This window comes from Streptomyces sp. Z26 (assembly GCF_003665095.1).
Classification (GTDB): domain Bacteria; phylum Actinomycetota; class Actinomycetes; order Streptomycetales; family Streptomycetaceae; genus Streptomyces; species Streptomyces phytohabitans.
The window spans coordinates 3,457,609-3,469,786 of record NZ_RCHV01000002.1 but is presented as its reverse complement, the minus strand read 5'-3'; the positions used below and the strand labels follow the sequence as shown (position 1 = coordinate 3,469,786).

The following is a 12,178-nucleotide window of genomic DNA, read 5'->3' as shown; positions in this document are numbered from 1 at the left end:
GGCGCCGGGTGGGCTTCAGGGGTGCGGCGACGCGCCCTTGACCACCTTGTCGACCTCCCGCTTGTCACCGTGCACGGCGAGCCCCGCCAACACCAGGTCCGCCGTGGCGACCCCGGTGATGGTCGCGCGGTTGGCGGCGTCGTTGTTCGTCGCGAAGACGGACTCCGGGTAGATCGCGGCCCGCACCCCACGGCGTACGGCCCGCTGGTGGATCGTCCGCATCCGGGCGGCGTCCGCCGTGAGCACGAACACCGGCTGGCCGAGCATCGGCAGGTACCCGACGCCGTCCCCGTCCACGTACGGCTCGCCCATCACCCCCTCCGCCGCGGCGGCCACGCCGCTCGCGACGAAGGCGGTGACGTTCAGCTTCTGCCAGTCCGCCAGGCCCTCCCGGAGGACGACCGCGATCCGGGTGTCCCAGACGACCCGGTGCGGCTCGGAGGGGGCGCCCTGCTCGGGCGGGGTGTGCGGGGTGTTCATCGGTCGGCAGCTCACTTTCGCGTCTCGGTTCCGGCGGGGCACCGGGCGCCCGCCGGTCCCCAGCGTCCGCCCGGCCGCGCCCGCCGGTCTTGTACGAAAGTGACGGGCGCGGGCGCGTCCACGCGCGCCCGCGCCCGTACGTCACCGCGTCCCCTCCCCCGTCACCGCGCGGAAACGGTACCCGTACGCGTACGTGCGGTCCGCGTGCAGCAGGTACTCCTCCAGCGGCGGCGCGCCCCACGAGTCGTTCCCGCCCACGCCCGCCTGCCGGTGGTTCACGCTGAGCAGCACCTCCTCGCGCTGCCGCAGCTCGTGCGGGTGGCGTACGCCCTCCAGGTCGAACGGGTGCTGGTGCCGCGCGCCGACCTCCAACGGCTCGTCGCCGCGCACCTCCAGGCCGTCGCCGTCGCCGTCGGTGAGCCGCGCCCAGCGGGTGCCGGTCACGTTGCCCGCCTCCTGCGGGCGCTGGTACACCGCGACGCCCGCGCCCACGGCCGCCGTGTGGCGGCCGACGAACGCGCTCCGGTGCCGGTCCCAGTGGTTCTCGTGCGGCCCCCGCCCGTACCAGGTGAACGTGTCGAAGCCCGGCGCCACCGTCAACAGCGCGCCCACCAGCGGCAGATCAGGCAGCCCCGCGCCCGGCTCCAGCGTGTGCCGTACGCGCACCTCGCCGTCACCCCGTACGGCGTACTCCGTGGTCAGCGCCGACTCCGCCGGACTCGTCGGCAGCGTCGCGACCACGGTGACGGCCACCTCGCCGTCCGAGGGGCGGCTCAACCGCACCTCGTCGACGGTGGGTTCAGCGCCCGCCGTACGCCACGTGCGCAGCGACTCGTGGGCTCCGCGCCCCAGGTCGTTGTCGACGGGCGCGCGCCAGAAGTTCGGCACCGGACCCCGGGTGAGCAGGGTCCGGCCGCCGACGCGGTAGCGGCTGAGCGTGCCCGTCGCCCGGTCCAGTACGAGGTCGAAGTCCTCCCCGGTGACGGTGATCGCGTCGTCCGTCTCCACCACGTCGAGCGGCGGCCCCGGCTCCGGCTCCGGGGGTTCGGGCGCCTCCCACTCCAACGCGAGCTGCTCGGCGGCCACGCTGTGCCCCGCGTCCGCCCACGGCGCGTCCTCGCGCAGCACGAAGTCCAGCAGCAGCCAGTGCTCGGCGCCCGGCGGCACGTCGTCCGGCGCGCGGTACGGCACGGTGACGGTGCCCTCCTCGCCCGGCCCGACGCGCGGCGCGGGCAGCGTCCCGTGCTGGAGGCGCTCGCCGTCGCGGGTGACCTCCCAGCGCAGCTCGTACGCGTCGAGGCCGGTGAAGAGGTGCAGGTTGCGGACGCGTACGGTGCCCGCGCCGAGGTCGTCGAGGGCGGCGCGCACGGTCTGCTGCACCTTCTTCGCCTCCAGCAGCTGCGACTTGACTCGCCGGTCGCTGGTGACGAGGCCGTTGCCGGAGAAGTTGTCGTCCGTCGGGTAGTCCGGGTCCCAGTCCTTCCCGTACGAGAGGTACGTCTCGCCGGGGCGGCCGGGGATCTCACGGCGCAGGTTCTGGTCGCACCAGTCCCAGACGAAACCGCCGTGCAGGTTCGGGTACTTCTCGAAGAGGTCGGTGTACTCCTGGAAGTTGCCCAGGCTGTTGCCCATGCAGTGCGCGTACTCGCACAGCATGAACGGCTTCGGGTTGCCCGACCTCCCGTACGCCTCGACCGCGTCCGGCTTCGTGTACATCTCGCTGTGCAGGTCCGCGACCTCGTTCATGCCCTCGTAGTGCACCGGCCGCGACGGGTCCCGCTCGCGCGCCCAGTCGGCCATCTCGCGGAAGTTGTCGCCCTGCCCGGCCTCGTTGCCGAGGGACCACACGACGACGGACGGGTGGTTCTTGTCCCGCTCCACCATGGCGCGCATCCGGTCGAGGCACGCGCCGGTCCAGTCGGGGAGGCTCGCGGGGAGGGTGTCGCGGACGCCGTGGGTCTCCAGGTTGGCCTCCCCGACGACGTACAGCCCGTACTCGTCGCACAGGTCGAGCCAACGGGGGTCGTTCGGGTAGTGGGAGGTGCGGACGGCGTTGAAGTTGTGGCGCTTCAGCAGCAGCACGTCCTCCAGCATCGTCTCCTCGGAGATGACCTGGCCGGTGTCGGGGTGCATCTCGTGCCGGTTCGTGCCCCGGAACATCACGGGTCTGCCGTTGACGGTGAACTTCCCGTCGCCCCACGCGACCGTACGGAAGCCGATCCGCGCGCGCTGCACGTCGAGCGGGTCGCCGTCGCCGTCGCCGTCGCCGTCGGGGAGGGTGACCACGAGCGTGTTTAGCGCGGGGTCCTCCGCCGACCACGGCGCCGGGTCCCGCACGGTCGCGCGCAGCTGGAGCCGGGCCGTGCCGTCCGCGTCGAACTCGGCCTCCCCCGACAGCGGTTCGGGCAGAACGGGCTCACCCTCCGCGTCGTACAGCACCGCCTCCACGCGCTGCGGCGCGCGCGTCGGGGCCTTACGGGCCCCGTTCACGGAGCGGTCCCGGAGGGTGACGTCGGCGAGGAGCTCCGCGCTCGCCAGGTCGTCGCTCAGCTCGGTGCGGACCCACAGGTCGTGGACGCCGACCTCGGGCACGGAGTACAGGTACACGTCGCGGAAGATCCCCGCGAGGTCGATCATGTCCTGGTCCTCCAGCCAGGAGCCGTCCGACCACCGGTAGACCTCGACGGCCAGCACGTTCTCGCCCTCGCCCGGCCCGCGCACGTACGGCGTCAGGTCGAACTCGGCGGGCGTGAAGCTGTCCTCGCTGTAGCCGACCCGCTCGCCGTTGAGCCACACGAAGAACGCGGACTTCACGCCCTGGAACGACACCAGCGTGCGGCGCCCGCCACCCCAGCCGTCGGGCAGAGCGAACGTGCGGCGGTACGAGCCGACGGGGTTGTAGCCGGTGGGGACGTCCGGGTACGAGGGCTCCTCGTGGCCCTTCCACGGGTAGTCGATGTTCAGGTAGATCGGCTTGCCGTAGCCGTTCAGCTCCCAGTTGGCGGGGACGGCGATCTCGTCCCAGCCGCTGACGTCGTAGTCGGGGCGGTGGAAGCCGACGGCGCGCTTCTCCGGGTTCTCGGCCCAGTGGAAGCGCCACTTCCCGTTCAGCGAGCGGTGGTGGGGCGACTCGGCGGCCCTGCCCTCCAGTGCCGCCGCCGCGTTCTCGTACGGGACGAGCGCGGCGCGGTGCGGCTGGCGGTTGACCTGGAACGTGGTCGGGTCGGCGTTCCACTCCGAGCCGGGGGCGGCGGTCCCGGGGGCGGCGTCCGCCGCGAACGCCGCGCGCTGGGCGGACGGTACGGCCAGCATCCCGGCGGCCGCTCCGGCGGCGGTGAGGAATCTCCGGCGGGTGGGGGGTCGTGCAGGGCTCATCGCATGTCCTCTCTGACCCGATGTGCTCGGCCAGCGGGGATCACCGGCCGGAAAGCACTCAAGAACGAACATTTCTGATCTGGTTCCCGCAGGGAATCCCATGCCGGGCGGTCAGCGATGTCAATGACCCGGGCGCGGCGGGTTGTTGAACCGTTCGTGTCGGGAGCCCCGGCCGTGGGGGCGTACGGCTCCGGGCCCCCGGGGCACGCGAACGGGGGCGGCTCCACGGAGCGCGCTGCTCCGGAGCCGCCCCCGGCGGGGCCGCTGGGCGGTGGCGGCCCGTCCCGCGTGTCAGGGAGGCCGCGGGACGTCGGTGGTACGGGTGTCGCGGGGCGGGGCGCGCGCCCGGCGGTCGGTCGGCGGTCGACCCGTCGGTCAGAAGTCGAAGACCGGCGTCCCCTCGGCCGCCAGCACGCACCCGTTGCCGTAGGTGCGCTCGAAGTCGACGCGTTCGCCCTCCCACACGCCCTGCGCGGTGACGACCACGGGCGCGTAGACCATCGGGCAGGCGCCGGTGCCGGAGGCGCCGAGCGCGGAGAAGTCTCCGTGGACGCCGCGGAGTTCGGCGCAGGCGGCGGCGGGCGCGGGGTGGGTGCCGCTGTCCGTCGGCCGGCAGCTGAGCGTCACGGCGCGCGCGGGCGCGGCGGCGCTCGCGTCGCCGCCCTCGGCGACCGTGAGCGTGAGCGCGGAGGGGGCGTACAGGGAGGCGGGCTCGGCGGTGGCCGTACCGCTCAGCGCCAGGAGCGCCCCCGCGGACAGCAACGGGATCGCCATCGCCGACCTGATCGGATTCCGCATGTCGTGGGACCTTCCGTTTGATGTGACGGACTGCGGGGCGAGTCTCGCCACGGGGAGCGTCGGCGCGCACCTCGACCGGTCAATTCCGGTAACGACACGTAGTCACTCGACAGCGTGAAGTAACCGCCCGTACGAGCGAGTTGCCGTCCGGACACGGACTCGTGACCAGCGGCGTCACGGACACGCGCGCACCCCGCGGAGGTCACGCGGTGTCTCCGTACGAGTCGGGGCGGTACGGAAGTTGGCCGGAAGAGGCCGCCGTGGCCGACCGCGCACCGCGCCCCGCGCGCCCCCACCCACGCCCCCGCGCGCCCTCTCGGGCCGGCCCCCGGGCGACTCCTCTACGTTGTACGACGAACCTCCCCTACGCCGTAGAGGACCGCGATGCCCGCCCCCGCCGCACGCCCCACCCCGCCCCCCGCCTCCCAGCCCGGCGCCGGTCACCCCCGACGCTGGCTGATCCTCGCCGTCGTGTGCCTGTCCCAGCTCACCGTGCTGCTCGACAACACCGTCCTGAACGTCGCGATCCCCTCCCTCACCACCGACCTCGACGCGTCCACCGCCGACACCCAGTGGATGATCAACGCGTACGCGCTCGTCCAGTCCGGCCTGCTGCTCACCGCGGGCAACGCCGCCGACCGCTACGGTCGGCGGCGGATGCTGCTCGCCGGGCTCGCCCTCTTCGGGACCGGCTCGCTGCTCGCCGGATGCGCGCGGACCGGCGGCCAACTGATCGCCGCGCGCGCGGGCATGGGCGTCGGCGGGGCACTGCTCATGACCACGACCCTCGCCGTCGTCGCGCAGGTCTTCGACGCCGCCGAACGCCCCCGGGCCATCGGCGTCTGGGGCGCCGTCAGCTCCCTCGGGTTCGCCGCCGGGCCGCTGGTCGGCGGCCTCGTCCTCGACCACTTCTGGTGGGGCGCGATATTCCTCGTCAACCTCCCCGTCGTCGCGTGCGCCGCCGTCGGCGTCGCCGTCCTCGTCCCCGAGTCCCGCGACCCCTCCGGCACGCGCCCGGACGCCGTCGGGGCGCTGCTCTCCACCGTGGGCATGGTCGGCGTCGTGTACGCGATCATCTCCGGGCCCGAGGCCGACGGCGGCTGGCTCTCCGCCCCCGTCGCCGTACCCGCCGCCGCGGGCGCGGGCCTCCTCGCGGTGTTCGTCCTGTGGGAGCGGCGCGTCCCGCACCCCGTGCTGGACCTGCGCCTCTTCCGCGACCAGCGGTTCGTCGGCGCCGTCGCGGGCGGCGTCCTCGTCGCCTTCGGCATGGCGGGCTCCCTCTACCTCCTCACCCAGCACCTCCAACTCGTCCTCGGCTACGGCCCGTTGGAGGCCGGTCTGCGCACCGCGCCGCTCGCCCTCACCACCGTCGCCCTCAACCTCGGCGGCTTCGGCGCCCGCCTGCTCGCCCGCCTCGGCACCCCGGCCCTCGTGCTCCACGGCATGGGGGCGATGGCCGCCGGGCTCGCGGCGGTCGCGACGCTCGGCGCGGCCTCGTACGACGGGATGCTGCTCGGTCTGGTCGTGATGGGCGCCGGTACGGCCCTGGCGATGCCCGCCATGGCCAACGCGGTCATGTCCGCGATCCCGCCCGAACGGGCGGGCGTCGGGGCCGGGGTGAACGGCACGCTCGCGGAGTTCGGCAACGGCCTCGGCGTCGGTGTGCTCGGCGCCGTCCTCGGCGCCCGGTTCGGCGCGCTGCTGCCGGGCACGGCCGACGCGGGCTCGCTGCCGGAGGCCCTCGCCGACGCGCGTACGGGCGCGGAACGGCGCGCGGCGGTCGACGCGTTCGCGGACGCGCTCGGCACGGCCCAACTCGCGGGCGCGGCGGCCGTACTGGCGGGCGGCGTCCTCGCCGCGGCCCTCCTCCACCGCGCGGAACGGGCGGGGGCACCGGCCCGTACGTGAGGCAGCGCGCGGCGGCGTACGGCGTGCCCGGCCGCGCGGGCCCCCTCCGCATAGCATCGGTTGCGCCCCGGGACCGGCGCGTACGGGGCCCGGTGCCCGTACCGTCCCGAAGGAGCCCGCCATGGCGTCCGACCCCCGCACCGGCCCCGCGCCCCGGACCAGCGTGTGGCTGGAGGACCGCCCCGCGTCCCGCCGCCGCGCGCCCGCGCGGGGCCGCGCGGACGGGGCGCGCGACGCGGCGCCCGGCGGGCCCGGCGGCCCCGACCAGGTCAGCGGCCCCGACCAGCCCGGCGGCCTCGACCGGGGCCGGATCACGGAGGCGGCCGTACGGCTGCTCGACGCCGAGGGGCTCGCGAAGTTCTCCATGCGCCGCCTGGCGGGCGAGTTGGGCGTCACGGCGATGTCCGTGTACTGGTACGTGGACGGCAAGGACGACGTCCTCGAACTCGCCATGGACGCCGTCGCCGGGGAGATCGAACTGCCCGACCCGGCCGACACGGACACCCCCTGGCAGGACCAGCTGCGGCGGCTCGCCACCTCGTACCGCGCGATGTTCGACCGCCACCCGTGGCTGTCCCGGCTGATGGGCGGCTACCTCAACATCGGCCCGCGCGCGATGGAGTTCGCGGAGGCCGCGCGGCGCGTCACCCGGCGTACGGGGCTGCCCGAGCCGCTGCTGGCGGGCGCGATGGCGGCGCTGTTCCAGTTCGTGATCGGCTTCGCGGGCGTCGAGGCGAACTGGAACAACCGCCGCGCGGAGACGGGCCTCACCCCGGACGAGTTCGCCGGTGCCGTCCACGCGAAGGTGCGCGACCGGCCCGAGTACGCGCACTCGCTGCTCGTGACCGCCGCCCCCGGCGAGGGCGGCGTCGAGGAGCTGCGCGACCGGGACTTCGCGGTCGCGCTGGACTGCGTCGTCGCGGGCATCGAGGCGATGCGCCCCGGCCCGAACGGGACGTGAGGCACCCGGCGTACGGCACCCCGCGTACGGCTTCCGCCGCGACGGCTACGGCGCGTCCCCCGCGAGGTCGACGCCGCTCGCCCCGGCGGCCCCCGCCGCGCCGCCCGCGGGCAGCGCCTCGCCCTGCACCGCCTGGATGTCCAGCTCCACCTTCAACGTGGTGCCGATCGCGGCGATCCCGGCGGCCACCACCTGGTTGTAGTTCATCGAGAAGTCGTGGCGCCGCAGCTCGGCCGTCGCGCGGAACGCCGTACGCAACGCCCCCTCCGCGTCCGGCCCCGTGCCGAGGCAGGTCAGGTCGAGCGGCACCTCCCGTACGACGCCGTGCATCGACAGCTCCCCGCGCACCGTCCACCGGGACGGGCCCACGGCCTCGACACCGCTCGCGCGGTAGGTGATCTCCGGGTACTCCGCGACGTTCAGGAAGTCCGACGAGCGGATGTGCCGGTCCCGCATCTCGCTGCCCGTGTCGATGCTGGCCGCTCTGATCTTCGCCGCGACACCGGATCTCTCCGGCACCTCGGCCACGTCGATCCGCCCGCTCAGCTCCGTGAACCGCCCGTGCACGCTGGAGATCCCCAGGTGCTGCGCGGTCGCCGCGACCCGCGAGTGCGCCGGGTCGATGGTCCAGGGTCCGGGCGGCGGCAGCTCCGAACCGCCCTGCCGCTCCAGCACCAGCGTGCCCAGCTCGGCACGGCCGGAACGGGCCACGAGCGCGGTGGAGGCCGCCGGGGCGAAGCCGACGGCGGTGACGAGGACGGTGTACGAACCCGCGGGCAGCGACTCCCGTACGCGTACGGTCCCGTCGTCGTCCGCCACCGCCCGCAGCACCTGCGCCCCCGCCGTGTCGGTGACGGTGAGCACCGCGTGCTGGAGCGGCCAGCCGTCACGGGTCCGGATCTGCGCGCGTACGCCTGACATCAGCTGTCTCTCCTTCTTCCGTCCGGTCCCGCCGGTCCCGGTGATTTTCCCAGGCGCCGGTGACAACGCGGGGGGCGGGTACGGCCGCGCTGTCCGCGCCCGCCGTACCCGCCCCCGACCGCCCCGGTCACACCTCGGGGTGGCCCAGCTCCACGTCGTGGCCGTCGACACCGTGGCCGTCCACCGTGAGCGCACCCGCCACCGGCGGGTAGCCGCTGGCGACGACGGTGTACTCGCCCGCGTCCAGGTCGGTGAACGCGTAGTGCCCGTCGTCGTCGGTGGTCGCGCTGGTGACGACGTTCCCGTCGGCGTCGACGAGCGTCACCCGCGCGTCCGGCAGCGGACGGCGGTCGCCGCCGCCGCGTACGGTGCCGCGCACCCGGGCGGCGGGCCGCAGCGCGACCTCGACCCGGGTGACGCCCTGTCCGCCGACCTCGACGGGCCGGGCGGCGGGACGGTGGCCGTCCGCGTTGACGGCGACCGTGTACGCGCCGGTGACCAGCTCCTGGAAGGCGAAGTCGCCGCGCTCGGCGGTCTTCCCGGTGGCGACGACCTCGCCGCGCACATCGGTCACCACGACCATGGCGTCCGCCACCGGCTTCCCGTCGGCGGTGCCGCGTACGACGCCGCTGAGCCCGCTCGTACCGGTGAGCAGCACGTCGTGCGCGAGCCCGCCCTCACCCACCAGCACGGTCGTGGCCTGCGGCTGGAAGCCGTCGGCGGCGGCGATCAGCACGTACGAGCCGACCGCGGGCGCGTCCAGCGCGAACAGCCCGTCGGTGTGCGCCACGGAACGGGCCAGCTGGCGGCCGCTGAGCGAGATCAGCGTGACGGTGGCGCGGACGAGCGGTTCACCCGTGGCGTCCCGTACGGTGCCGCGCACCGCCACACCCCCGCCCACGGGCGCGGGCGCCGGGTCGGCCACCGCGTCGCCCGCCGGGTCGGCGGGCGTGAACGCCGTCGCGGGCGGCACCTCGACGGCCAGCGCCGCGGGCTCGGGCGCCCGCGCCGGGTCGGCCGGCTCGGCGCCGCGCGCGGGGGCGGCGTGCGCCCCGTGCGGTGCCCCGTGCCCGTCCTCCTGCCGGTCCGCGTCGGACCCGGCGGGCGCGCCGTCGGCGTCCGGACGGCCCTGCTCCATCGCGGACTTGGTCTGGAGCGGTACCTCCTTGATGAACACGACCATGACCAGCGCGAGGAACGCGATCGGCGCCGAGTAGAGGTAGACGTCACCGATGCCGTGCCCGTAGGCGCTCTCGATGATCGAGCGCACCGGCTCCTTGAGGCTGCCGACGTCGGGGATGGAGCCGCCACCGCCGCCCATCGCCGCGCGGGGGTCGATGCCCGCGTCGACGAAGCCCTCACGGGTGTACTCGGTGATGCGGTGACCGAGCACCGCGCCCAGGGCGGAGACGCCCACGGCGCCACCCAGCGAGCGGAAGAAGGCCACCACGGAGCTGGCCGCGCCGAGGTCGGAGACGTCGACCTGGTTCTGCGTGCAGAGGACCAGGTTCTGCATCATCATGCCGACGCCGAGGCCGAGCAGCGCCATGAAGACGGCCACGTGCCAGTACGGGGTGTCGTAGCGCATCGTGCCCAGCAGCCCGAGCCCGGCGGTGAGCAGGACGCCGCCCGCGGTCAGCCACGCCTTCCAGCGTCCCGTACGGGTGATGATCTGGCCGGAGACCGTCGACGACACGAACAGGCCCGCGATCAGCGGGATCGTCATCAGCCCGGACATCGTCGGCGACTTGCCGCGCGCCAGCTGGAAGTACTGGCTGAGGAAGACCGTCGCCCCGAACATCGCCACACCCACGAACAGCGAGCCGAGCGACGCGAGGGTGATCGTCCGGTTCCGGAAGAGGCGCAGCGGGACGATCGGCTCCTTGGCCTTCGTCTCGATGAAGACGAACAGCAGCGCCAGCACGAACGCGCCGCCCACCATCGAGTACGTCTGCCAGGACATCCAGTCGTACTCGTCGCCCGCCAGCGTCACCCAGATCAGCAGCGTCGAGACGGCCGCCGCGAAGACGAACGCGCCGAGCCAGTCGATCTTCACGCCCTGCCGCTTGACGACCGGCAGGTGCAGCGTCTTCTGGAGGACGGTCAGCGCGAGGACGGCGAACGGCACGCCCGCGTAGAAGCACCAGCGCCAGCCGAGCCACTCGGTGTCGGTGATGACGCCACCGAGGAGCGGGCCGCCGACGGTGGCGACGGCGAAGGTCGCGCCGAGGTAGCCGCTGTAACGGCCGCGCTCACGCGGCGAGATCATCGCCGCCATGATGATCTGGGCCAGGGCGGTGAGCCCGCCCATGCCGATGCCCTGGACGGCGCGGAAGCCGATCAGCGTCGCGGTGTTCTGCGCCAGTCCCGCGCCGGCCGACGCCAGCACGAAGATCACCAGGGCGAGTTGGACCAGCATCTTCTTGCTGGTCAGGTCCGCGAGCTTGCCCCAGAGCGGGGTCGACGCGGTCATGGTCAGCAGGGTGGCGGTGACCACCCAGGTGTACGAGCTCTGGCTGCCGTCGAGGTCCGAGATGATCTCGGGCAGCGCGGTCGAGACGATCGTGGACGACAGGATCGCGACGAACATGCCGAGCAGCAGCCCGGACAGCGCCTCCATGATCTGCTTGTGCGTCATGGGGGCGTGGCCGCCGGAGGCGGCGTGCGCCGCGTGCTTGCCGCCGTGCCCGGAGCCGTTCGGGCCGGAGCCGTTCGGGCCGGAACCGGCACCGGACGAGCCCGTCGAGGGGGCGGACGCGGAACCGGACGCCGGCCCGGCGCCGGATATGGACTCGGGCCGGGCTGCTCCGGCTTCGTGCACACCTGAGGGTGTGGGGGTGGCCATTGCTTCCTTACTTGGTGCGTGAGTCTCGTGCGGTGGGAATCTGAGCGGGGCAGAAGCTCGTACGCAGCCGGTCCAGCAGTGCGTTCAGTGCCGCGACGTCGTCGTCCGGCCAGTCGGACAGGTGGTGCGCGAGCGTTTCGGTGGCCCGTTCGGAGAGGTCGTCGAGCTGGCGGTCGCCGCTCTCGGTCAGCCGGAGCAGTCGCGACCGGCCGTCGTGCGGATCGGGGAGGCGTTCCAGCCAGCCCCGCTCGGCGGCGTGGGCGACATGGCGGCTGGTGACCGACATGTCGATGCCGAGGAGTTCGGTGAGTTCGCTCATCCGGATCTCGCCGTGCTTGCGCAGCAGGGACAGGAGTCCGGCGGAGGCGGGAGGGCATTCGGACGGCAGTTGCCGGGCCAGCTCGCGGTTGACGGCGTGGACGGATCGGAGCTGCCGGGCGAGCTCCCTGAACTCGGCTCGGCCTGCTGTCACGGGTCACCCTCCGGATTTTGTTGCTTTAGGCAACCGTAAGACCGGTTAGTTGCTACAGGCAAGTTCAATCCGGGCATCCGAGGCAAACATTCAACAAAGAGTGCGCGTGCTCCACCCCAAGCCCCGGTCAAGTACGCGCGGGGCGCGGACCGGACTGTCGGGCCCCCACCACGTTCGCTAGTGTCCTGCCCTATGGCTCACAACCCGAACGCACCGCAGAACCCCCAGGGCACTCCGGACCCCGCGGGCAGCACGCAGATGTTCCGCGCCTTCGTCGACGAGGGCGGTCCGCAGCGTCCGGCCGCGGTCCAGGGCTCGTCGGGCCCGCGTATCGGTCTGATCGTCGGCGTCGTCGCCGTGGTGGCGGTCGTCGCGGCCGTCGCGTGGCTCGCGCTCTCCTGACCCACCCGGGCCCTAC

Annotated in this window: 9 protein-coding genes; 3 read left to right on the top strand and 6 right to left on the bottom strand. The window is 73.8% G+C overall.

The genetic code is table 11. From position 1 onward, the window contains the following. Positions 1 to 15: 15 nt before the first annotated feature. The 3 genes from D7M15_RS15435 to D7M15_RS15425 all read right to left on the bottom strand — a co-directional run bounded on the left by D7M15_RS15435 (position 16) and on the right by D7M15_RS15425 (position 4,653). Positions 16 to 480, bottom strand: a complete 465-nt coding sequence (locus tag D7M15_RS15435; RefSeq protein ID WP_121518047.1) for a DUF2000 domain-containing protein — start codon at positions 478 to 480, stop codon at positions 16 to 18. Between the two features lie 141 nt (positions 481 to 621). Next, positions 622 to 3,855, bottom strand: coding sequence for a glycoside hydrolase family 2 TIM barrel-domain containing protein (locus D7M15_RS15430; protein WP_121518046.1), 3,234 nt, complete (start codon positions 3,853 to 3,855; stop codon positions 622 to 624). A 375-nt stretch (positions 3,856 to 4,230) separates the two neighbouring features. Then, positions 4,231 to 4,653: a subtilase-type protease inhibitor gene (locus D7M15_RS15425; RefSeq protein WP_121518045.1), complete on the bottom strand. Its 423-nt coding sequence runs from the start codon at positions 4,651 to 4,653 to the stop codon at positions 4,231 to 4,233. 384 nt (positions 4,654 to 5,037) lie between these two features. On the opposite strand from D7M15_RS15425, the gene D7M15_RS15420 reads away from it, so the two are divergent. After that, positions 5,038 to 6,561, top strand: a complete 1,524-nt coding sequence (locus tag D7M15_RS15420; RefSeq protein WP_121518044.1) for an MFS transporter — start codon at positions 5,038 to 5,040, stop codon at positions 6,559 to 6,561. A 121-nt stretch (positions 6,562 to 6,682) separates the two neighbouring features. Continuing rightward, positions 6,683 to 7,522: a TetR/AcrR family transcriptional regulator C-terminal domain-containing protein gene (locus tag D7M15_RS15415; RefSeq protein ID WP_121518043.1), complete on the top strand. Its 840-nt coding sequence runs from the start codon at positions 6,683 to 6,685 to the stop codon at positions 7,520 to 7,522. A gap of 45 nt (positions 7,523 to 7,567) precedes the next feature. On the opposite strand, the gene D7M15_RS15410 is transcribed toward D7M15_RS15415, so the two are convergent. The 3 genes from D7M15_RS15410 to D7M15_RS15400 all read right to left on the bottom strand — a co-directional run bounded on the left by D7M15_RS15410 (position 7,568) and on the right by D7M15_RS15400 (position 11,760). Beyond that, on the bottom strand, positions 7,568 to 8,443 hold the full coding sequence (locus tag D7M15_RS15410) for a YceI family protein (protein WP_121518042.1): 876 nt from the start codon (positions 8,441 to 8,443) through the stop codon (positions 7,568 to 7,570). 127 nt (positions 8,444 to 8,570) lie between these two features. Next, positions 8,571 to 11,081 (bottom strand): MFS transporter, encoded by a 2,511-nt coding sequence (locus tag D7M15_RS15405; protein WP_121520827.1) that lies wholly within the window; start codon positions 11,079 to 11,081, stop codon positions 8,571 to 8,573. A gap of 214 nt (positions 11,082 to 11,295) precedes the next feature. Continuing rightward, positions 11,296 to 11,760 carry a MarR family winged helix-turn-helix transcriptional regulator gene (locus D7M15_RS15400; protein ID WP_121518041.1) on the bottom strand — a complete coding sequence of 155 codons (465 nt, stop codon included), beginning with the start codon at positions 11,758 to 11,760 and terminating at the stop codon, positions 11,296 to 11,298. A gap of 192 nt (positions 11,761 to 11,952) precedes the next feature. Here D7M15_RS15400 and D7M15_RS15395 point away from each other — a divergent pair, with 192 nt between their 5' ends. Next, positions 11,953 to 12,162, top strand: a complete 210-nt coding sequence (locus D7M15_RS15395) for a hypothetical protein (RefSeq protein ID WP_121518040.1) — start codon at positions 11,953 to 11,955, stop codon at positions 12,160 to 12,162. Positions 12,163 to 12,178: the final 16 nt, after the last annotated feature.